Raw genomic sequence first — 22,019 nt, 5'->3', positions numbered from 1 at the left:
GTCAGCCCGGTCAGCCCGTGGCTGCGGCCGGGACCTCCGCCGCGGGGGCCTCCTCGCCGTCCTTGTCCTTCTTCTTGACCTGCTGGGGCACCCCGTGGATGCGCTCCAGCTCGATCTCGTCGGCGTCCGGCACCCGCGGCGCCGGCTTCGTCAGCGCGAAGGCGACGCAGACGGCGGCCAGGATCAGGTAGCCCAGCGCCACCTGGCCGTTGGCGTCCCACTCGACCTTGGGTCCGTGGATCAGGCCGATGAACGACAGCACCGAGCCGATCGCCGAGAAGATCGCCGCCGAGACGAACCGTTTGTCGATGATGAAGGCGACGATCGAGCCCAGGACCAGGCCGGCGAGGATCGCCCCCTCACCAAAGATCATCAGGCCCTTGTAGACGACTCCCGCCTGGTTGATCTTGTCGTAGCCGACCTGGCTCGCGCTCGTGCCTGCGGCGGACAGCACGTTGTCCATCAGGCCGGTCGCCCACGAGGCGATGTTGGGCAAGAGGGCCGCGACCACCGCCGCCGCGTGCGCCCGGGGCGAGACCTGGAAGGCCTGGGCACCGATCAGCAGGCCGATGTAGAGCAGGATCGGCACGATCGCGGGCAGCGGCAGGATCGAGCCGAGCAGGCTGAACAGGCTGAAGAAGCACAGGAGCGCGATCACCAGTCCGGTCGCCAGCGAGTAGCCGGTGCGGCCGCCGGCGCCCTTCCAGCCCGGGTGGCCGATGTAGACGGCCGGCGGGAATGGCGAGCCCAGGCAGGAGCCGATCACGGCGCCGAAGCCGTCGGCCAGCAGGATCGCACGCAGGTTGTAGCTGTCACCCGCGGAGGCGGCGCTCTCCACGTTGGTCATGCCCTCGGTGAAGTTGTAGACGCCGAGCGGGATGGCAGTGGCCAGCAGCGGCGAGAGGTCCTTCAGGCCGTGGAAGAGCATGTCGAACCGGAAGTCGGGCAGGGCCAGCGCGATGTCCTTGGCCGCCGAGGTCACCTCCGGCGGGTGCATGTAGCCACCGGCCCAGCCGATCGCCGTGCCCAGCAGCAGCGCGACCGCGCCGATCGGCAGGTTGAAGGGCAGCTTGATGTCGGTCATCAGGCCGACGATGAGCAGGGCGAAGACCGGCAGCGAGATCCAGGCCGCCTCCCACATCTGCCCGGCCGGCCGCATCGAGATGAACGCGACCGAGATACCCGCCAGGGTGCCCAGCATCGCTGCGCGGGGCGCGTACCGGCGGATCGTGGGGCCGACGAACGCGCCGAGCATGACGATCACGCCGATGATGAAGGCCCACGCCATGCCCGCTTCCCAGGCCTTGAACGGGTCCTTCGTCTTCAGATAGATCGGCAGCATGATGACGAACGTGACGATGAACATGTGCGGCACGCTGGGGCCGTACGGCATCGCCGTGACGTCGGTCCGGCCCGTCTTCGCCGCGAGCCGGCGGCCCAGATAGGTGTAGTACACGTTCCCGATGATCAGCGCGATGCCCAGCGCCGGCAGAATCGTGCCGAGCACGTCGCCCTTCGGAATCCCGACGACACCGATACAGAGGCCGGTCAGGACGAGGACGTTGACCAGGACGTTGATACCGAGCCCGAAGAACGCGTTGAGGTCCCCCCGGACCCACAGCGGCGGACCGGCGGCCGCTGTGCCGCCCGTCCCTGGAAACTTCACCATGACAGACTCCTCAATGACTGAGCCTTTTCCATTTGTGCGTCTCGTGATCCAGGTCGGTCCTGCTCGCCAACGGCAATGGAAAAGGTTCACTGTGGGCACGGCCGCGGCGCGGCTGCCCCGGTGCTGGTCGCGGACGCGGCCCGGTCGTCCCGGCGCGCGGCGGCCGAATTCCCGCGTCGCCGGACGGCGACGGCCCGGCGGCGCGGTGGTTGCTACTGAGCGGCCGAGGCCGCCGAAAGCGGCGCGAGCGCCTCGATGAGCGCGGCCGACGGGGCGACCCACCCGAAGATCCCGCCCTGGGCCGCGATCATCTCGAGCGCGACCCGCTGGAACTCGGGGAAGTAGCTGCCGACGCAGTCGGAAAGCACCAGGCACTCGTAGCCGCGGTCATTGGCCTCGCGGACCGTGGTGTGCACGCACACCTCGGTCGTGACGCCGGTGACGATGAGGCTCCTGATGCCCTTCTCCGTCAGGATGTCGCCGAACGAGGTCGCGTAGAAGGCGCCCTTGCCGGGCTTGTCGACGACGAACTCCCCTTCGATCGGCGCGAGCTCGTCGATGATGTCCTGGCCGTACTCGCCGCGAATGAGAATTCGCCCCTTAGGGCCTACGTCGCCGATTTTCAGCGTCGCGTTCCCCCGGTTCAGCTTCGCCGGGGGAAGATCCGAGAGATCCGGCAGGTGGCCTTCCCGGGTGTGGATGACGGTAAGACCGGCCGCGCGGGCGGCGGCGAAGACCGCCTTCAGCGGCTCGATGGTGCTCCGCAGCTGGGACACGTCGTTGCCGAGGCTCTCACCGAAACCGCCCGGCTCCATGAAGTCGCGCTGCATGTCGATGACGACGAGGGCGGTCGTCGCTGGGTCAAAGGTGAAGTCGTATGGGCGGGCCGGAACCGTGAGTGGTGCGCTCGTCATGCCTGGGTCCTGTCGTCGGCGGAGACGGGGACGGTATGCGGAGACCTGGGAAGCCCAAACCGGGCCGGGACCGCGGTCGGCTCACGTCACGGATCGCCGGGCGGGGACAGGGATCGGCGTCGGGGCAGGAGTGAGCCGGCTCGGATAGCCGGACTCGAAAGCCTTGCGGTGCGATTCGGTTGGGACCTCGGGCTGGATGCCGCTGCCTTGCGAAGACTCTGGGGCCGTCCGGTTTCGGGCCGCGTGTCGCTGTGTAACGGACCAGTAAATGACGTATACAGGCTCGGATCCGGCACCGTATACAGTTGCCTTCAACGCGGCCCGCGCATCCTTGTGTAGTGGTCCAACTACCCGCTGTGGCGACGATTCGTCAGAGGCCGGCTGTTACCGGTACCGACTCCTGGGCTGCCCGCGGCCCGACGACAGCGGAGGCCGTCGGCGCGAGCAACGGGCCGGACCTCGGCCCAGGCGGCCGCGCGCCGGACCGGCACTCGACGGAGGGGCTTCCCGATGGTCACGACCGTGGTCCAGCACGTGCTGAACCGGCTGAGGGATCTCGGGATCCGTCCGTGTTCGGGGTCCCCGGCGGCAATGCCTTCCCCGTCGACGCTGGCAGAGTTGGTCCATGACTTACGTGGTCGAGGTCGAGAGCGTCGCGCCGAAGGTGCTCGCCGCGGTCCGCCGCCAGGTCCGCCCCGGCGAGGTTCCGACGGCCTTCCGGACCGCGCTGGACGGGGTCTGGGCGTTCCTGCGCGGCCAGCCAGGCCTGCGCGACGACGGCCACAACGTCTTCGTGTACCACCACACCGCCGACGGCCCCGACACCGGCCTTGACGTCGACTTCGGCGTCGAGGTGACCCGTCTCTTCCCGCCGCAGGGCCTGGTCGAGTGCGTCGAGACCCCGACGGGCCGCGCCGCCCGGGCCGTCCATCGCGGCGGGTACAGCGGCCTGCCGGAGGCGCACGCGGCCATCCACGCCTGGTGCCGCCAGCACGCCGAAACCGTCGGCGCGTGGAGCATGGAGGTCTACGGCGACTGGGACGAGGACGAGGCCAAGATCGAGACCACGGTCCTCTACGCGCTGACCGCCAGGACGGAATGATCACCTGTCAGCAGGCATCACGGGCCGGGTTCAGCGCCGCGGCGCGGTCGGCCGTCGTGTTTGGCTCGCGGCGGTGGCGATCGTGATCGACAGAACGCGCTGGTCATGCTCCACTGGCGGTTGCAGCGGGGCACCTGGCGGGGTGTGGAGCACCAGCCCGGCTGGATCGTCGCCCAGCTGGCTGCGCTGTTGGCGACTCCTCCCGCGACCTTCTAAGCAGGTACGTCTTTGACCGCAGGACGCCCGCCGGTCCCCCGGCCTAGTGACCAGACTGCGTCCGGCTCGCCGTCGCCGTTCCGGCCGATCCGAGGCGCCGACCTGCCTGCGCAGACGCCGATCATCCGGCCGCCTGGGCAAGGTGCTACCCCCTGACCGAGAACTGCGCAGGGAAAAAGTGGACAAATTGGGGTACGCAGCGCCGTTTTGCCTGTGCAACGAGTGATCAAGGTGCCCTGGTGGGGCGCGAGGCCGCCCTGATCACTAGCTGCGCAGGGGAACTTGGGCCCGGCGGGGGGCGACCGACATGGGCGGAGGCCGGCTGCGGGCAGAGCCGTGGCCTCCGGAGGGTCCTGGCGTGGCCGGGCCGCCAGCCCATCCCAGTCTGACGGCCGTGGCACAGTCGCCGGTATGCAGCTGCCAGACGTGCCGACCCGGATTGTGTGCGCCCCGATGGCCGGTGGGCCCTCAACCCCCGGGCTCGCGGTCGCGGTGGGCGCGGCCGGCGGGCTCGGGACACTCGCGGCCGGGTACCTGAACGCCGACCGGTTCGCCGCCGACCTCACGCGCATGCGTGCGCTGACCGACCGGCCGTTCGCGGTGAACCTGTTCGTCGGCGGACCGCCGGCCCCGCGGACCCAGGCCGTCGCGGCTTGATCCGAGAGCGCCTGCGGCCCTCGCGGCCGAGCTCGGCGTGGCGCCCGGCAAGCCCTGTCCCATTGCAGCCGGGGACGACGACTTCGCGGCGAAGCTCGATGTGCTGGTCGACGTCCGGCCGGCGCTGGTCAGCTTCGCGTTCGGGCTGCCGCCGAGCGAGGCCGTCGCCCGCTGCCACGACGCCGGCATACCGGTCGCCCTCACCGTCACCGACGTCCGGCCGGCGCTGGCCGCCGCCGCGCGCGCGGCGACGTGCGCGCCGCCAGGCCAGGCGGCGACGCTCAATCGCGGGCCTCCTCCAACTCAGCTCCAGCGGCGATCTTTGCCTGGGGCATCACACCACACCGGCGCTGGCCCTCACGGCGGGTAGAGGTGTGCCGTCACGGTCGCAGCCCTGGCTGGGGCACGACCGCCATCCCGACCTGCCAGAACGCCGTGGGGCTCGGTGCGCGTTACCTCGGGGTCGGCCGGTTGGCCGGCGCGGCGAGCGCGCGGGCGACGAAGGCGAGCTGGGCTGGCAGGGCCGCGCGCCAGAACGTGGGATCGTGCCCACCTGGGCCGAAGGCGCGTTCGCCGGCCGCCAGCTCGTCGGCGGACTGGCGGGAGACCGTGTAGAACGGATCGCCGCGCCCGCAGTCGATCCGGTACGCCACGCCCGCCGCCGGTGGCTCCCCCAGGACCTGGTGGGCGCCGAAGTCAGCGGCCGAGTCGAACGCGCCGGGGGCGCTCGCGCCGTAGGTTCGCCACATCGCCGGGCTGCTCGCCGCCACGGCGACGACGAGGTCCGGGTGACGCTCGGAGAGCAGCAGGGCGCCGTAGCCGCCCATCGACCAGCCGAACGCCGCCACCCGGCTGGTCCGCAGCCCCTGTGCCGCGAGGCGCGGCAGGACCTCGGCCAGGATCATCCGCTCCGGGTCGTCGCCGGCCACGCGCCGGTGCCAGTACGTCTCGCCACCGTCTACGGCGACGGCGACGAACGGAGCCGCTCCCGACCGCACCGCGTCGGCCACCGCCGAGTCCAGGCCCAGGAGGGCGGCCCCGCGCCGCGCGTCGTCGCCCCGGCCATGCAGGACCAGGCACACCGGCAGGCCTTCGACGGAGCCCACCACCGGCGACACGACCACCAGCGAGACGTTCTGGCCACGCGCGGCGCTGCGGAAACCGGCCTGGGTGACGACCGCAGGCCCGGCCGGTATCACCGTCACGCCGCTGGCCGAGGGCGACGCCGCAGGCCGTCCCGTCGGACTCGCCGGCCCGGCGCTCGGCGCGGCGGCGGTTTCCGCCGTCGCGCCGCTGGAGCCGCGCATCCACCAGGCGCCGCCGATCGCGCCGGCCGCGGCGGTCGGGACCGCCAGCAGCATTGTTCGTCTACTCGGCCGCACACCCCCGATCATCGCATTCCGGGTTCCGCGCCCCACGTGCGTGCGGGGGCGTCGGGCGTGCCGCACCCGCCGACGCGCGCCGGGCCGGAGCTGCGATCAGCGGGCTAGGTGCAGGAACAGGTTGACCGCGGTCTCCTCCTGGTCGTCGCGGGCCGTCACACCGTCGCCGGCGATCTCGGTGGCCAGCCGGAGCAAGTCGTCCGGGGTCCGGTGGTTCAGGTACCAGTCGCCGAAGATCTCCATGTACGGACGGGTCGGGTTGTCCGTCGAGAAGTTGCCGATGACGAGCTCCCCGCCCGGACGCACGTACTCGAAGAAGCGCTGGGCGATGCGCACGAACGCCCTGTCGTCGAAGTAGTCGAACTGGCCGGCGGCCCAGATCAGTTCGTAGGGGCTGGACGGCGCGGGCACGAACCTGAAGACGTTGGCGGTGTGAAAGGTGATCCGGTCGCTGAACTCGGCGTTCAGCGCGGCGGCGTAGGCGACCGAGTCCGCGTCGATGTCGACGCATTCGAGCTCGACCCGCGCCGTCGGGTTACGGGCGAGCCACTCGTACATGCCCCGGCCAGGGCCGATCCCTAGTTTGAGCACCCGGAAGGGCCTCTGGTTATGGCGGTCGAGGATGCGGTGGAAGTAGCTCTTCCGGTTGCGCACCGCGATCGGGGCGGGCTGGGCGTGGAAGTACTCGTCCCAGCGGGCCAGGTGCTCGTCGGGCGAGGCCTGGACCTGGTAGATCATGTCGATGATCCGGAAGTCGCCCGCATACCTCCGCGGCTTGCGCAGCGCGTAACCCTGAAGAGTCTTCTCGGTAAAAGGTTCGACATGGCGGTCCAGTACCGCCATGATGTCTTCCTTCGAAATCTCGCCGGCGCCAAGCTTCTTGTGCAGCTTCGCGGCCTTTTCACCAAGTGCGTCATACTCCGCGCCGGTCGGGCCGCCCTGCGCCACCAACTGGGCAACGGCGCGCTCAAACGCCTGGCGGCATCAAACGGTCGTAGCGACGCCCCGATAGGATGATCGCGATGGTGTCGAGGGGCTGGATGGTGGATGGGCGTACGGGAGCGGTTGACGGTGGAGGACCGCGAGGTCATCTCGCGGGAGTTGAGTCAGGAGCGTTCGGCTCGGTATATCGCCGCTGTGCTCGGTCGTCATCATTCGGGGATCTCCCGGGAGATCGAGCGTAACGGCGGTGCCGCGGCGTATCGGGCGGTGGATGCGCAGGCACGGTGTGATCTGATGTGCGCCCGCCCGAAGGAACGGAAACTCGTCGCGTCGAAGGAGCTGCACGACGCGGTGAACACCGGCCTGGTCGAGAAGTGGTCGCCGAAGCAGATCAGCGAGAGACTGCGCACGGACTTTCCCGACGACGAGAGCATGCGCGTGAGCCACGAAACAATCTACGAGTGCCTCTACCTCCAGGCGCGCGGCGAGCTGCGGACGGAACTGAAGATCGCGCTGCGTAAGGGCCGGGCCAGGCGGGTCAACCGGTCGCGCAGCACCCTGACCAGGGGCGGGATCGTCGGCATGGTCAACATCAGCGAGCGGCCGAAGGAGGCCGAGGACCGCGCCGTCCCCGGTTTCTGGGAGGGCGACCTGATCATCGGGAAGGGCAACAAGTCGCAGATCGCCACGCTGGTCGAGCGCACGACCCGGTTCGTGATGTTGGTGCGAATACCGTACGACCGTAACGCCGACAAGGTCGCCTACCTGCTGGGCAAGAAGATGGAGACCCTGCCCGAGTTCATGCGGAACTCGGTGACCTGGGACCAGGGAAAGGAGATGGCCCGGCACGCCGATTTCACCGTCCGCACCGGTATTCCCGTGTATTTCTGCGACCCGCACTCACCGTGGCAGCGCGGCTCGAACGAGAACACCAACGGGTTGCTGCGCCAGTACTTCCCGAAGGGCACCGACCTGTCCTTGCACACGCAGGAAGAACTTGATATGGTGGCCACGCAGCTGAATGGGCGGCCACGGCAGACGCTCAAATGGGCGACGCCGCTCGAGGTCTTTACCGAGCTGCTGGAAAGTCATGTGTCGCCATGACCGCTTGATTCCGCCCCTCAATTACCATTGAATCCCCCTTCGGCGTGATGTAGAGGGGACCTGGCATCCTGTCGCTGTCGCTCATATCACGCTGAGTCACCACCTTTTCTGACCGATTCCGCGGACGTGGGCCGCTGATGTCGTCCGTGTTCTGCGGGCTCGCGCTGGCCGGACCGCGCGGCCGGGGCCCGCCGCCAGCCCGCCCGGGATAATCGCGTCATGAGCGAGATCCACGCGGACCGTTGGGGGGTCCCGGTCCGGGCGTTTGACGGCGGCGCCGTCGGGCTATTGGACCAGGCGATCGAAGATCTTGTCGCGCTTGCCGGGGATCCGGTCGGCGGGGCCGAGGCCGCGATCGCCGCGGACGGCGAGCTCGCGCTCGCGCGGATCTTCCGCGCCTACCTGTCGCTCTACGCCACGACCGCTGACGGCGCCGCCGAGGCCGGCCAGCTTCTCGAACCGCTCGGGCCGGCCGACGCAAAGCTGGCCGAGGGCCCGAGGTCCGAGCGCGAGGCCCACCACCTGGCCGCCGCCCGGGCGTGGGCGGACGGCGACTGGCATGCGGCCACCCGCGCGCTGGACCGCGCGCTGCTCGCCAACCCCCGGGACCTGCTGGCGTTGAAGATCGCCCAGGACCTCTCGTTCTTCCTCGGTGACCGCCGGGAGCTGCGCGACGTCGTGGCGCGGGTGCTTCCCGCCTGGCCGCCAACCGACCCGGCCTGGGGCTTCGTCCAGGGCATGTACGCCTTCGGCCTCGAGGAGAACGGGGACTACCGAGGCGCCGAGGACGCCGCCCGCCAGGCCCTCGCCCGACATCCCCGGGACGTGTGGGCGGTGCACGCGCTGGCCCACGTGTTCGAGATGGAGGGCCGCCTCACGCCTGGCGTGTCGTTCCTGACCTCGTCGGCCCCCGACTGGCGGGACAGCTACTTCGCGGTCCACAACTGGTGGCACCTCGGGCTCTACCTGCTGGAGCTGGGCCGGACCGACGACGCGCTCGCGCTGTATGACGAGCGGGTCCGCGCGGCCAGGTCGACCGAGTGGCTGGACGTCGTCGACGCGGCCGCCCTGCTGTGGCGGCTCGACCTCTACGGGACGGACGTGACGGCCCGCGCGGCTGCGCTCGCCGCAGACATCCGCGACCTGGTCAGCACACCGACGTACATCTTCAACGACTGGCACGCCGTCATGGCCTTCGGACTGGCGGGCGACCACGCCCGCGCGGCCCAGGTGGTCGCCGCCAACCAGGACCTGGCCGCCCCGACCAACAGGCGGGCCGCCGAACGTGCCGGACGCGGTCTGCTCACCGCCTTCTCGGCGTTCGCGGCTGGCGAGCCGCATACCGCGGTGGACCTGCTCCTCGGCCTGCGCTCCGAGGCGCACGCGGTCGGTGGGAGCCACGCACAGCGCGACATCATCGACCTGACCCTGATCGCCGCGGCGGCCCGGTCCGGGCAGGCCGGCCTCGCCCGCGCCCTGACCACCGAGCGGGTGGCGCGCAAGCCGCCAGCCGAGCCCTCGGCCCGTGCGCTGCTGGCCGCGAACGGCGGCGACGAGGTCTGGCTCACCTGGTAAAAGACACGTCCGCCGAGGCCACGGCCCGCCTGGCGGGATGACGGCCATCGGCCCCTGCCGGCAGAATCGGCGGAATGCGTCTCGGCATCGCCCATCACTTCGGCTGGGCCGTCGCCGTCACGGCCGCCGCGGATCACACGGTGGTCGACCGCCGGCGGATCGAGCTGATCGAGCCCGGCCTCCCCGCGGCCCCGGTCCACCACGAAGGCGGGCCGCACCTGCTGCACCAGAAGGGCGAGCCGGTCGACGACAGCGCCCTGGCGGCGCTGGTCGCTCAGGTGCAAGCGGCGGTCACGCGCACGGCGTCCGCCGCGCTGGACGAGCTCGCGGGCGCTCTGCCCGAGCCGATCGTGTCGATGTCGGTACGGGCCTGGCCCGCCGAGTTCCCCACGGACATCGCCGTCCAACGTCGGGTGCCCTACGAGAGCCGCGCCGACTCCGTCATGTACTGCCAGGTCCTCGCCAGGCTCGCCGTCGAGCGCGGCTGGGTGGTCCATCAGTACAACGGCACGACTGTCGAGCGCGAAGCGGCCCGCATCCTGGGAGACCAGGCCGAGATGGTGCTCCAAGGTCCGCGCGCGAGCTGGGGGCCACCCTGGTCGAAGGACCATCGGATGGCTCTAGCTGCCACCATCGTGATCGCCTGACCCGACCCGTACGGGGCTCCCCTGCGGCGCCGCCGGGAGCCGCCGGGAGCTGTCCGTAGACGGACGGCTTTTCTTGATCTTCTCATGGTCTGGGGTTGCGACAGAGTACCTGTCGGACCGTGTAGCATCTGGTTCGCACCGGGGCGGCGCCCCGGCTCACCGGTCCGGGTGGCGGAATGGCAGACGCGCTAGCTTGAGGTGCTAGTGCCCTTTAACGGGCGTGGGGGTTCAAGTCCCCCCTCGGACACGATCCATTACCCCATGGTAACTAGAGTCGATCTTCACGGCGGCTCGCACCGTGTTGGTGGCAGGCTGGTAGGCCAGGCGCAGGTTGAGATGGCGGTACAGCTCCGCCTTTTCAGCAGCCTCGGCGGCGGCGAGGGCTGCGGCGATGTCGCCGACCGATTTGATCATGTCGCTGATCTCGTCGCGGGTCAGATGTCTTTCCTCATCCTGGCTGGCCTGACGGAGTTCGCGCTCAGCGGCGATCTTCTCGGCCTGGGCCTGTGCGATCCACGTGGTGACGACCTGGGGGTCGGCTCCAGCGTCCAACGCCGCCCGGTAGCGGGTCAGCTTGGCGTTGCACTCCTCGATCGCGCGTCGCGCGTGTGCGACGCCGGGGTCGTCGCATGCCGGACTGGACAGAGCCGCGACCATGGCATCGAGCGTGCTGGCGAGCTGCGGGGGTGCGAGCGCGCGAGCGAGCCAGCCATCGAGTGCGGGCAGGACAGTGTCCTCGCGCAGGTAGACGTTCGCTGGGTGGCTGACCGTGTTCGCCAGGGCGTACTCCTGGGGGTAGCGACAGCGGTAGTAAGCCACGTCGCGGACCGTGTGCCCTTGCATCTTCCGGTCGCAGACGGCGCAGTAGAGCGCGCCCCTGAGCGCGTAGGGCCGGCGCGTGCGCGGCATCTTCTGGTCGCCGGGGCCGCGTCCCCGGCCGGCGAGGATCTGCTGGGCCTGGGTGAAAACCTCGATCGTGATGATCTCTGGGTGGACGGTCTGGTCCGACCAGACCCAGTCCGCGGCGGGGTTCCAGCGCAGCCTGGTGGTGTGCCCGAGGCTGACGTCCTCGACGTCGAGCAGGACCTCGTCCTTGCGCTGGCGGTTCCAGACCTGCCGGCCGGTATAGCGGGGGTTGGTGAGGATCACGCGTACCGCGCCCTTCGACCAGGCCAGTCCATCGCGGTGGGAGTTGCGGGCCGGATCGTGGGCGGAAGGGCAGGGGATGCCGTCACGGGTTAGGCCTTCGGCGATCGCGAACAGGCCGCTGCCACGGAGGAACTCGGCGAAGATCCGGACGACGACGGGCGCCGCCTGGCCGTCGATCGCGAGACCGTGGAGTTGTCGTCCGTCGGCTGCCTTGGCGGGGTTGGGATGCGGGCCGAGGCTGATCAGCTGGTAGCCGTAGGGCGGGCGGCCGCCGAGGTAGCGTCCCTCGACCTTGGCCTGGGCGGCCATGGCGCTGCGGACTCGGATCTTGATGCGGTTGCGTTCGCCTTTGGACATGCCGCCGAACACCGACATGATCAGGTCGTGGGCTTCGGAGTTCGGGTCGATCGGCCCACCGACCTCGGGGACCCAGAGTTGGGCGTCGTAGTGCACGAACAGAGGGAACACCAGGCCAAACTGGGCGGCATCAAACGGTCGTAGCGACGCCCCGATAGGATGATCGCGATGGTGTCGCGGGCTACGCGCCATCACCGCGTTACACGTCATCTTCCACTGGAATCGACTCGGGATCCGAGCGGCCTCACAGGCCACGCTCGCGCAGGCAGCGAAGGACGCCATCTTCGGCAATGCGTGGCCTGCTGGAACGGGCGGTCCGACCAGCAGGCCTGGCGTACAAACACCTGTGTGACCGAGAACCGCACCGCACGGCGGCGGCCGGGGTCGCGACCGCGCCGGCGCGCCTGCCCGTGACGCCAGCGCCCGGCCCGCAGTAGCACGAATCGGCGTGACCGGCCACGCGAGGGTGTCGACGATGACCTTGGCGAGGCGGTCGCGGGTGCGGTGGCCGCGCGGCGCGGCACTGGCGGATCAAAGCCCGGCCCGCGGCGCTGCCGTGAGGGCCTGCGCGGTGCCATGCGCAGTGATGCGCTGCCCGTGAGGGCCTTCGCGAGGTCGTTCGCGATGGCGTAGGCGAGGGCGCGGGTTCTGACCGTGTCGTGCCATGGATACGCACAGCGGGCCGGTCGCCGGCCTGGAGACGTTCGTGCCGCGTGCCCCGGCGGTGCGGCACTGGCAGGACGAGTGGAAGCGGTGGGCGGCCGGCGCTGAGGCCGCGGCCGGTCTGGCCCGTTGGTCGACGGACCCAATCCTTGGTCCCCACACATCGTCGGTCGGGCCGCTGCTCGCCGCGTCCGGGCGGGACTTGACGGTCCCCGCAGGCGAGGCCGACGCGGTGCTGGCCGAGCTGGTCTCGCGGGCCCGGTCCGGTGATTTCGCGGCCGGCCGGGTGGCACTCGAACGACTGGTGCCGGCATTGACGACGCAGGCGTGGCGGCGCTGCCGGCGCAGCGGGTCCGCGTTCGGGGACGTGTTCGCGGAGCTGGTCGGTGCGGCGTGGATCGTGATCCGCTGCTATTGCGTCAAGCGACGCCCGGCGAAGGTCGCCGTGAACCTGGTCTACGACACGGTCGGGCTGGTGTTCGGCTACGTCCCCGTCGTCGAGCGGCGAACCGTCCTCGCCGGCCTGAACCCGGGTACCGCCAGCTCGGAAACCGACGATGGGGGGCGCGCGGCCGGAGGCGGGTGGCTGCCCGAGTTGGCTGCCGACCGGTCGGCCGCCCAGGAGACGTCGCCGCCCGACGGCGTCGGCCTCACGGGTCCAAGTCCGCTTACCGAGTTGTTCGCCGTGCTTCTCGACGGCCGGGCGGCCGGGATTCCCGCAGAACGCCTGCGGGTGCTCGCGGAGCTGGGCGTCGTCGGACTGTCCCAGCATGAGGCGGCCCAGCGGGCCGGCGTCTCCGAGCGCACGGTGCGGGCGCGCCGCGACGCGGCTGTTGGGGCGCTGCGCACCGCGTTGCTGCCGACGGCGGTGGCGTGATGGCCGGCTCGTCGCAGCCGGGAGCTCCGCTGTCGGCTGAGTCGCTGGTGCTGGCCGGCGCAATCGCAAGCGGGGCAGCGGCGGGCGCGTTGTGGGCGGGCACGCAGCTGGCAGCCTTGCTGTTCGGCGATCACCGTCTTCTTCCCGTCGGGCTGCACGACACGGTGCTGGCACTGCCCGGGATAGTGGCGAGTCCGTCAGATCCGCGGGACGCCTGGCCGCCGGCGGTGGCAGCGCAGCTGCCGGGCCCGGTGGGCTACTGGCTGGCAACCGTGCCGCCGCTCGCGGTCGCGATAGCGGCTGTGGCGGTGCTGCTGGCGGTCGTGAGTCGCCGCGTCGGGGTGGCACGGCGGCGGCGGATGGGCCTGGACCCGGAGGCCCGGTTCGCTCGGCTGGCGGATCTCGCGCCGCTGCTGGTCGCGGGCCCGGCGCAGGGACGTCTGGTTCTCGGCAGGGCCCGCGCGGCGGGTCGCAGCCGGCTCGTCGCGACCGAGGACGCGTCTCAGCCGCTCGATGCGGCCGTGCCCTGGGCGCTGCGCCGGGCGGCACGGCGCCGGCAGTCGGACCGTGGCGCGGTGCTGGCGCTGGGCCCGACCCGCTGCGGGAAGACGGCGACACTCGCGGTCCCCGCGATCCTGGAATGGGCCGGACCGCTGATCGCGGTGTCGGTGAAGACCGATCTGCTGGGCGCGACCGAGGCGCGGCGCCGGTCTGTCGGCGAGGTGCGGGTGTTCGACCCGGCCGACGCTACCGGCCGGAGCTCGGCCGGCTGGTCGCCGCTGACGGTCGCGGGCCGGCTGGCCGGTGCGCGCCGGGCGGCGCGGTCCGTCGCGGCGTCTACCGACTGGAACGCCGGCGGTTCGGGAGACATGTCGTTCTGGGCGTCGGCCGGCGAGGATCTGGTCAGCCTGCTGTTCTGGCTGGCGGCCCAGTCCGGCCTGGGCATGGACAGCGTCGTCACGTGGATCACCACCCAGGACAAGGACACCGTCCTGTCGCTGGCCCGCGCCTACGCCCGCCATCTCACTCCGGACGTCGCGGCCGACGGCGAGCAGGTCCACGACGCGCTGCAGGCTGTCTGGCGTTCCGATGCCCGCCAGCTGTCGTCGCTGTACCTGGTTGCCCGTCAGATGATCCGCCCCTGGCAGGAGCCGGCCGTCCAGCGCAGCGCCGTGACCAACCGGGCCGCGCCGGTCGACCTCGACTGGCTGCTGGGCGTCACGTCGGTAGCTCCCGATCCGGTCCCGGCGCGGGCGAACAGCCTCTATCTGTGCGCGGATCTCGATGATGCCGAGCGGCTCGCGCCGGTACTCGGCGGCCTCGTCGATGAGCTGCTGCGCGACGTCTACGCCCGGGTCGGGCGGACCGGGAAGCCGCTGGACCCGCCGTTGCTCCTTGTGATCGACGAGGCGGGGAACTGGCCGATGCGTTCCCTGCCGGCGCGGATCTCGACGTGCGCCGGGATGGGTGTCGTCCTGCTGCTGCTCTACCAGTCGAAGGCCCAGATCGACGCGGCGTACGGGACGAAGGCCGACATCGTCGTGTCGAACGCGACGACGAAGGTGTTCTTCTCCGGTCTGTCCGACCGGTCGTCGCTCGACTATGCAGGCTCCCTGCTCGGTCAGGAGCACGTCGCGGCGCGCAGCGTCTCCACCGACACCAGCCCGTCGGGCGGCCGCTCGGGCGTGTCGGACGCTCCGACCCGCCTGGAGCTGCTCCCGGCCGCGTTGCTGCGCCAGGTCGCACCGGGTGAGGCGCTGCTGATTCACCGGACCCTGCCGCCGATCCACCTGCGCGGCCGGTACTGGTTCCGCGACCCGCACCTTCGCCGGTTGGCCGCCGGTCCCACCGTCGACGTCGGTCCCAACGCCCATCGGCGCGCGCGCCGGTCTCGCGCCGGTTCGGCTCGGCTCTTCGCGCTTGTTCGACGCGCCCGGCGCGGCGCGTCCGTGCCGCTCGTCGCCGAGCCCAGGACAGGCCGATCAGCCGAACAACCGACCCGTCGAGCCGCGAGCGGTTCGCGGTGATCGCGATGCCGGCCCCGGGGGCCGCCGACGAGCCAGACGAGCCGAGCCGCCAACAGCCACAGGGCACGGCCCGACCAGGCGGCCCGGCCGGCGCCGCGCGAGCCGCGATGGGGCCGCACGAGGCGGGGATGTGGGTGGACGGTGCGTCCTTCCCGGTGTGCGTGCAGGTGCCGGCGGGCTGGTGGCGGCTCTACCGGCAGACCGGCCCGGAGAGCGGTGACCTGTACGTCGCCGAGCTGGTAGCTGGAGCGGTGGGACCGGGATCGGCACGCCAGCCGACGTTCCGCACGAGGCAGCCGTCGGTCTGGCGGCTGGAGGAGGAGCTCGGCTGGTCGGTGCCGCTGTCCTGCCACGTCGCGATCGAGGAGGCACCGCCCTGGGTCGCCGACGGGGTGCAGCCGCTGTCACTGGTCCACCCACCGGGCGACGGCATGCCGACCTTCCTCGGCAGCCCGGGACCGGTGTCGCTGGAACCGCATGCCCACGAGGAACGCTTCTGGCCATGGCGGGCCAGCATTGTCCTGCGTGCCCACCAGCCGCCTGCGACCTACGGCCGGCTCGGCCAGGCCGAGGACCCGAGACGCAGCTGGCCCCACGGATCGACCCGGGTGGAGGTCGTCGCGAACCGGACGCTCGCCGAGGGTGCCGGTCACGAGATCGCCTACCGGATTCGCGACCGCGACCAGGTGGTGTTCACCGGATCGGACGTGCGGCTGCACAACGGCGAGTCACCGACGTCGCCGGTGGCGATCCGCGCAGTCGTCGCCGCGGTCACGAGCAGGCCCGAAAGGTCCCTGTCCACCCGCCAACGTCGTTTCCTGGACGCCGAAGGCGCCGGCCTGACCGCGGCGGCCTGCCCACCGGGCGATCCCTACCCGGCAGGCACGCGGATCGCCGTCGACCACCCTGAGCGCGACTGGTACACGACCGGCACCGTGCGGGGCAGCGCCGTCAGTTCGACCGGCGTCCGGGTCTACCGGTGGCGGCCCGACGTCGCCGACCTGCCCGGCCATCCGTGGCGCGCCGACCCGGACCGGGTACTGGAAACCCCCTGGTACAGGGCGTCGGCGACCCTCGAAGGCGCGGACCGCAACACCGAGTCGCCCTACGGGCAGCTCGTGCTCGCGACCGGCGCGCGCGTCGCCACGGTCGACGACCCGCGGTTCACGGTCGGCACCGTGCTGCGCACGTTCGTCGCGGACGGCCCGCCGCGCTACGAGATCCGTCCCCACGACGCCGCCCTGGCCCCGGTGACCCTCAACGCGACCGATGTGACCCCGCTGGCGGGCACCGCCTGGGCAAGCGTCGATGACCTGCTGCTCGCCCGGGCGCTCGCCGGCCTGGAACTGCGGCCCGACGAGCTGCTGTTCACCGTCGGCGACTGCGCCCTGGTCGTCGACGGGCCCCACGGCCCACACGTCCACGCCCGCTACACGCTGCCCTCCGCCGACGACTCCACGCTGGCCCCCGATCCGCGCCTACCCAGAGCGGTCGCGGCCCCACCCGCCGACGGCTCCGCGGCCGGGTCGCCGGTGGTGCAGCTGCGGCTCGTCGACGGGGTCCGCCACGTGCGGCACCCGACGCTGGGTCACCTCGCCGTCCCCGAGCAGCTGTTCATAGCGGCGCTGCTCGTCCGGCCCGACCGGCTGCTCCCGGTTCTCGACCGCTACCGCTGGCTGCCGGCCGGCCCGTGGCCCCACCTCGTCACCGCCGCGCTCGCCGCCCTACACGCCCCCGCGGACGTCGCTGCCCTCGCCACCGCCAGGCCCGACCATGGCCAACCACCGACCACCGGACCGCCCGCCACCGGGCCACCACCACCGAACGCCGAACCGCCGAACTTGGAGGGCCCGTGACCACTCCGCCGCGCCCCCCTCCGAGCCGGTGGACCCGTCAGCGAGCTCAAGCCCTGGACCGCCCGAGAGCGGCTACGCGGTGCAACCTGCGGATCCGGCGACGAGGGCACCAAGCGGGCCGTCGGGCAGCCCCGCGCTGGTCAGCTTCCGAGTCCGCCCGCCCGGCATCCTGCTCGACGTCCCGATCAGCGCACCACCGGGCGGGCGGATCCTCGTCGCCACCTTCTGGCCGGACCCCTCCGGACCGGCCGGCTGGGCGCGCCGGCTGTGGTCTCCCGGCCCCGATGGCCGGGGTTTCCTCGTCCCCCAGGTCACGGACCTGGGTGACCTGATCGCCGTCACCGCCCTGGCCAACGTCCCCGTCGCCCCATCCGCACCCGACACGGCATCCCGCCGGACCCGCGTCCTCGGACGACTGAACGTCGCAGCCCCGACACCGAGTCCACAGACCCGTGAGGTGTGGCTGGGCACCTGGTACGGCTACCTGCACGCCGTCGAGGCTGACGCCGCGGTCCTGCACGGCCCGTTCCCGTCGCTGAACGCCGCGCACGGCGCCGCCCAACAATCCCTGCTACGCCGCCTCCATCACTCCGGCGGGCCAGTCCCCGGCGGCACGGCCAGGGCGACACCGATTCACCCCGCCGGCCCGCCGGCGACCGTCACCGTGACCCATCACGGCCCGCTCACCACCGTCGGCGACCCGACCCACGGCTGGCTGACCGTCCCCACCGAGGCCCTCACCGCCGCCCTCACCGAACCCAGCGGCCTGCTGCGCGACCTCCTCGAACCGGACACCGGCCCACTGCGACCGGACACCCCGCCGATCACGCTGGCCGCCCTCGCCGCCCACCACTTCCCCGACCTGCTCCCCGACCTCACCCTCGCCCCCGAACCCACGGCCAGCCGCGATCCCCCTGACCTGACCCCGGCTCCAGACGCCCCGATGCCGGAGCCCGCGCCCGAGGACCGAACACCCACGGCGGCCGGACCGACCGCCGCCGCGCGGACTGCAGCCGGATCGCCGTCCGGCCCTGATGGATCTCCCGACACCGGCGCCGAGTCGGACGTCACCGAACAGCCTCCGCTCGCCGCGGAGCCCGTGGACACGGTCGACGTCCCCGACCGTCCGGCGGCTGGAACCATCGGCGGTGCCGATCCCAGCGCCCCGGTCGCCGACGCCGGGGAATCACCCGGCCCGGCTGTACTCCCGGACGCGCCCGACCTGGCCGGTCCCTGACCGGCAGGCCGACGTCACACCCACGGCATGGTTCGCCGGCTCCGGCCGGAGCCGGACCCGAAATGGCAGCCTCTCCGAACGCCCCCAGGACCGCCATGCGCAGCAACCCGCCCAGCCGCCACTCCGCCCGGCCGACACCAAACGACCCCACCTCACCTACGGGCCCGCCCGTACCCGCTTGGAACCTCGCGGCTCTCACCAATCCGAAGATCATCCACATTCCGGAGGACCCCACGGCAGCCCACGACGGGGTGGCCAGGCTCGCCGCGGCCGCGCTGGCGGCCCAGGTCGCCGGCGACCCGGCCGCTCCAGCGCTGGTGGGCCGGCTCGCCACGGCTGGCGTCGTCGCCATCGCCGTCGGCCGGCGCCGCTACGTGTGCCGAGAGACCGTCGCGAGCTGGGTCCTGCTCCCCACCCAGCGCCGCGTCGCCACCCGCGACCTCGCCCAGGCCGCCGCCGACCGCGCACACCGCCTCGCCGCGCTGCGCCTGCGCCTGCGCCTGCCAGGACATCCCGACCGCCCCGAGACAACGGACCCCGACCCGGAACCGGGACCGGCCGGTCGGCGCCGCAGCAGCCCGAGCCACCACGGGCTGGGGCAGCACGCCAAGAGCGCGGGCAAGTCCGGACCGCCCACGTGGGGGGCCTGGCCGGGGACCAATCCCGATCACCGAGGCCCCGACCGATTCGACATCCTTCACCGGCCGACGATCATCCCGACCTGCCCAAGCCAGCGATCCGCTCGACTCCGGGTGACGCCTTCGGCGTCGACCTGTGAACGCCTCCGGACCCGCCGGACCCTGCCGCCCACGTCCCTGAGGACTGACCATGCGCAGCCCGCTCACGCTCGCTGAGATCTACCAGCTCCCGGCCGCGGTCGATCTGATCACCGCCGCGCGCGCGTTCGACCTCGGCTCCTCGGCCGCCTACGCCCTGGCCCGCCGGGGCGAGTTCCCCGTCCCCGTCCACCGCTACGGCCGCGCCTACCGCGTCCACACCGTCGACATCCTGAACGCGCTCCAAACCGCCGAACTCGCCTCGCCCGCAGAGCCACCGACCGACGCGTAGGAGCCGCCATGAGCCAGCCAGACACCCAACCCGGCGCCGAGGACGGTGCCGCCGATCCATCCCCGTCGGCCGGAGGGACTGCCGGGGCCGAGCCGCCATCGGTCGAGGTCCAGGTGCCCGCCGGCCGCTGGCGGATCAGCGCGGTCGTCGACGCCAGCGGCGAGAGGATCTTCGCCGCGGAGCTGACCGCCAACCCCACCGACACCACCCTGGGCCGGCGGCTTCTATGGGCGAAAGCCCGGCCCGATCTCCTGCAGCTCGAGGAGGAACTCGGCTGGGCGATCCCCCACCTGGCGCAGAACGCGCTCGTCCTCTCCGACTTCGCCGGCGACCTTCCCACCTGGTACAACGACCACCCAGGCCCACTGTCCGACGAGGCGATCCGCACACCCAGCTACCGGCCGACCCGGGACAGCGTCGTGCGCGGCGTACCCAGCCCGCGGAACAGCTACGGACGGCTGGTGCACGCCGACAACCCCGTACGCCGCTGGCAGCACCACCCCATCGAGGTCGACCTGTTCGCCGCCGAGTACGAGCAAGGACGCGCCCTCGTCTACCGGGTCAGCGAGACAGTCACCGGCCAGCAACCGAGACTCGTCTTCGCCGGCGGCCTCACCGGCGTGCCCCGTCACCACGACGTGGCGAACGACGACACGGTCCGCCGCAGCCTCGCCGAAGTCCTCACCCGCGCGCTGGACGACGACGAAGACCTGACCCCACGCCAGCAGGACTTCCTCGTCCGCCACCGCAACGTGATCCGGCAAACCATCGTCGACCCGCCCGACCACCCGCTCCCCCGCGGCACCCGAATCCGCGTCCACGCCGACGGCCCAGCCCACGCCGACACCGGCACCATCCTCGCCGTCCTCGACACCGACACCGGCCCGAGCTACCTGTGGCGGCCCGACGCCGCCAACCTGCCCGGCCACCCCTGGCGCGACCACCCGACCTGGACCCTGCCCGCCGCCCCACACCAGGTCCAGACCACTCTCGCCGCTCCCGATGCGCAGGTCGACGGGCCCACCGCGCCGCCCGTCCTGGCGACCGGCGCCGTCGTCGCCGCAGTCGACGACCCCCGCTTCGCCACCGGCACCGTCCTACGCGCCATCGACCGCGACGGCACCGGCATGACCTACGAAATCCAACCCCACGACGCGGCGCTCCCCCCGCTCACGCTCCCCTACGACGACGTCGTGCCGGTGCGCGGCACCGCATGGCCAGACACCGCTGCCCTGCTCAGCGCCCGCGCCACTGCCGACCTGCCACCCCGGCCCGGCGAGATCCTCCTGACGGTCCGCGAGATCGCGATCGCCGTCGACAGCCCGGACGGCACCCAGATCCTCACCGCGCCGTTCACCCGCCGGCCCGCGACTACCGCCCTCGACCCGACCAGCGACATCACCCCGACGCCCGTCCCGACCGGCCTTCTACAACCAGCCGACCCCGACGAACCCGCTCCAGGCGGCGCGCCATCAGCGCTGCGCCAGGTCGGTGACAACGTCCTCGTCGACGACCACGTCCACGGCCGCATCGAGGTCCACGCCGAAACGTTCCACGCCGCTATGCGCCACCCGCGCGACGCCCTGGACGCCCTGCTCGCGCGCCGTCCCTGGCTTCCCGCCCCGGGGCCCGACCAGCCGGTGTTCGTGACTGCCGCCCTCGTCGCCCAACACGCTGCCGCCGAACTGACCAGCCTCGACACACCAGCCCCGCCGCGGACGAACGCGGCCGGCCCGCTGCCTGACCTGCCCGGCGCCGGCCCTGTCTGGGATCGAGGTATCTGACGCCCCGAGCCGCCCCACCGCGACCAGTGTCCGCGCGGCCCGAGGACAGACCCGTGATGACCCATTTCGGGAGGACGGGAAGTCGCCTGTCCGCAGACCGTGATAGACGATCCTGGAGATTCTGCCCGCCCAAGAAGGAATTTCATGGATCTCGCGGAGAAACACCAGGCTCTGGTACATGGCGCGACGCTGGTCGCCGAGTCCGCCGAGGACGCCTACAGCCTGGGCGCCCTTGACCGTTTCCTCAAGCCGTGGATCCGCAGGAGGCTCGACTCGTTGGGAACTCTCTTCGCCAGCTGTGACACGAGCCGTCAGCTGGCCGCAGATACCCGAGCACTCGCCAGGACGGCCGCCAGCTACTCGGATCTGCGGGAGCAGTTGTTCTCCGACCTCCACCACACGCGTCCGGAGCCGCCGTGGCGAACCGTCGCCCGCGAAGCGATGGCGATCCGGGCCCAGTCCCGGGTGCTGATGCAACAGCCGACCTTCATCCTCCAGCGCATCGAAGCCGACGGGGTGAATGTCCCAGGAGCGGCGACCTGGGAATTCATCGTGATCACTCATCCGTCCGATCCGGCGGACGAGGGACAAGCGCACGTGGTTATGGCTTCTGCCGACGATCAGCAGGTCGGAGTTACCGTTCAGGTATCGAAGGAACTCGAGCGCGAACGCGGCTGGTACCAGCAGCTGGAATACGGCTTCTACTCGCTTGGGATCAGGACCCACCTGCTCGCGCTGCGAGATCCGGACCGTCACCTCAGGCCGCCCAGGAGCAGGGCTCCGGCGAGGTAGC

19 protein-coding genes and 1 tRNA gene are annotated in these 22,019 nt (G+C 71.7%); 15 read left to right on the top strand and 5 right to left on the bottom strand.

The genetic code is table 11. The features are described 5' to 3' along the window. Positions 1-10 precede the first annotated feature (10 nt). Complete coding sequence (locus FRADC12_RS26155; RefSeq protein ID WP_045878600.1) at positions 11-1,669, bottom strand: permease family protein; 1,659 nt, start codon at positions 1,667-1,669, stop codon at positions 11-13. Positions 1,670-1,881: 212 nt separating this feature from the next. After that, the gene (locus tag FRADC12_RS26150; RefSeq protein ID WP_045878599.1) at positions 1,882-2,583 is read right to left on the bottom strand and encodes a cysteine hydrolase family protein; all 702 of its coding nucleotides are present in this window, start codon (positions 2,581-2,583) and stop codon (positions 1,882-1,884) included. A 625-nt stretch (positions 2,584-3,208) separates the two neighbouring features. On the opposite strand from FRADC12_RS26150, the gene FRADC12_RS28845 reads away from it, so the two are divergent. The 3 genes from FRADC12_RS28845 (at position 3,209) to FRADC12_RS28835 (ending at position 4,928) form a co-directional block, all read left to right on the top strand. Next, positions 3,209-3,685, top strand: coding sequence for a GyrI-like domain-containing protein (locus tag FRADC12_RS28845; protein WP_084011201.1), 477 nt, complete (start codon positions 3,209-3,211; stop codon positions 3,683-3,685). A gap of 627 nt (positions 3,686-4,312) precedes the next feature. Continuing rightward, the gene (locus FRADC12_RS28840; protein WP_052711196.1) at positions 4,313-4,558 is read left to right on the top strand and encodes a nitronate monooxygenase; all 246 of its coding nucleotides are present in this window, start codon (positions 4,313-4,315) and stop codon (positions 4,556-4,558) included. Positions 4,559-4,595: 37 nt separating this feature from the next. Then, positions 4,596-4,928, top strand: a complete 333-nt coding sequence (locus FRADC12_RS28835) for a hypothetical protein (RefSeq protein WP_052711195.1) — start codon at positions 4,596-4,598, stop codon at positions 4,926-4,928. 82 nt (positions 4,929-5,010) lie between these two features. Here FRADC12_RS28835 and FRADC12_RS26135 read toward each other — a convergent pair whose 3' ends face one another. Both FRADC12_RS26135 and FRADC12_RS26130 read right to left on the bottom strand, forming a co-directional pair. Beyond that, positions 5,011-5,919: an alpha/beta hydrolase gene (locus FRADC12_RS26135; protein ID WP_052711194.1), complete on the bottom strand. Its 909-nt coding sequence runs from the start codon at positions 5,917-5,919 to the stop codon at positions 5,011-5,013. Positions 5,920-6,036: 117 nt separating this feature from the next. Further along, the gene (locus FRADC12_RS26130; RefSeq protein ID WP_157489059.1) at positions 6,037-6,783 is read right to left on the bottom strand and encodes a class I SAM-dependent methyltransferase; all 747 of its coding nucleotides are present in this window, start codon (positions 6,781-6,783) and stop codon (positions 6,037-6,039) included. 204 nt (positions 6,784-6,987) lie between these two features. Between FRADC12_RS26130 and FRADC12_RS26125 the strand changes: the two genes are divergently transcribed. From FRADC12_RS26125 to FRADC12_RS26110, 4 genes are all read left to right on the top strand, one after another. Next, the gene (locus FRADC12_RS26125) at positions 6,988-7,986 is read left to right on the top strand and encodes an IS30 family transposase (protein WP_045875091.1); all 999 of its coding nucleotides are present in this window, start codon (positions 6,988-6,990) and stop codon (positions 7,984-7,986) included. Positions 7,987-8,205: 219 nt separating this feature from the next. Continuing rightward, positions 8,206-9,561 (top strand): tetratricopeptide repeat protein, encoded by a 1,356-nt coding sequence (locus FRADC12_RS26120; protein WP_045878596.1) that lies wholly within the window; start codon positions 8,206-8,208, stop codon positions 9,559-9,561. Positions 9,562-9,635: 74 nt separating this feature from the next. Then, entirely contained in the window at positions 9,636-10,208 is a 573-nt protein-coding gene (locus FRADC12_RS26115; protein ID WP_045878595.1) for a hypothetical protein, read from the top strand. Between the two features lie 162 nt (positions 10,209-10,370). Beyond that, positions 10,371-10,455 (top strand) — tRNA-Leu (locus FRADC12_RS26110). On the opposite strand, the gene FRADC12_RS30595 is transcribed toward FRADC12_RS26110, so the two are convergent. Next, on the bottom strand, positions 10,437-11,996 hold the full coding sequence (locus FRADC12_RS30595) for a recombinase family protein (protein WP_084011422.1): 1,560 nt from the start codon (positions 11,994-11,996) through the stop codon (positions 10,437-10,439). The two genes, FRADC12_RS26110 and FRADC12_RS30595, sit on opposite strands and share 19 nt — an antisense overlap. A 382-nt stretch (positions 11,997-12,378) precedes the next feature. On the opposite strand from FRADC12_RS30595, the gene FRADC12_RS26095 reads away from it, so the two are divergent. The 8 genes from FRADC12_RS26095 to FRADC12_RS26060 all read left to right on the top strand — a co-directional run bounded on the left by FRADC12_RS26095 (position 12,379) and on the right by FRADC12_RS26060 (position 22,018). Continuing rightward, on the top strand, positions 12,379-13,254 hold the full coding sequence (locus FRADC12_RS26095) for an RNA polymerase sigma factor (protein ID WP_045878592.1): 876 nt from the start codon (positions 12,379-12,381) through the stop codon (positions 13,252-13,254). Further along, the gene (locus FRADC12_RS26090; RefSeq protein ID WP_084011200.1) at positions 13,254-15,281 is read left to right on the top strand and encodes a type IV secretory system conjugative DNA transfer family protein; all 2,028 of its coding nucleotides are present in this window, start codon (positions 13,254-13,256) and stop codon (positions 15,279-15,281) included. Before FRADC12_RS26095 ends, FRADC12_RS26090 begins: the two co-directional genes overlap by 1 nt. Beyond that, positions 15,278-17,137, top strand: a complete 1,860-nt coding sequence (locus FRADC12_RS26085; protein WP_045878591.1) for a hypothetical protein — start codon at positions 15,278-15,280, stop codon at positions 17,135-17,137. Before FRADC12_RS26090 ends, FRADC12_RS26085 begins: the two co-directional genes overlap by 4 nt. Before the next feature lie 79 nt (positions 17,138-17,216). Continuing rightward, on the top strand, positions 17,217-18,374 hold the full coding sequence (locus FRADC12_RS26080; RefSeq protein ID WP_157489057.1) for a hypothetical protein: 1,158 nt from the start codon (positions 17,217-17,219) through the stop codon (positions 18,372-18,374). A gap of 95 nt (positions 18,375-18,469) precedes the next feature. Next, positions 18,470-19,228: a hypothetical protein gene (locus FRADC12_RS26075; protein WP_157489056.1), complete on the top strand. Its 759-nt coding sequence runs from the start codon at positions 18,470-18,472 to the stop codon at positions 19,226-19,228. After that, entirely contained in the window at positions 19,203-19,442 is a 240-nt protein-coding gene (locus FRADC12_RS26070) for a hypothetical protein (RefSeq protein WP_045878589.1), read from the top strand. The genes FRADC12_RS26075 and FRADC12_RS26070 overlap by 26 nt, the downstream gene beginning before the upstream one ends. A gap of 8 nt (positions 19,443-19,450) precedes the next feature. Then, positions 19,451-21,226 (top strand): hypothetical protein, encoded by a 1,776-nt coding sequence (locus FRADC12_RS28830; protein ID WP_052711192.1) that lies wholly within the window; start codon positions 19,451-19,453, stop codon positions 21,224-21,226. Positions 21,227-21,370: 144 nt separating this feature from the next. Next, positions 21,371-22,018 carry a hypothetical protein gene (locus tag FRADC12_RS26060; RefSeq protein WP_045878588.1) on the top strand — a complete coding sequence of 216 codons (648 nt, stop codon included), beginning with the start codon at positions 21,371-21,373 and terminating at the stop codon, positions 22,016-22,018. Position 22,019 lies beyond the last annotated feature (1 nt).

The sequence above is a fragment of the Pseudofrankia sp. DC12 genome, from assembly GCF_000966285.1.
In the GTDB taxonomy this organism is placed as follows: Bacteria; Actinomycetota; Actinomycetes; order Frankiales; family Frankiaceae; genus Pseudofrankia.
This window is presented reverse-complemented; position numbering and strand designations above follow the sequence as displayed.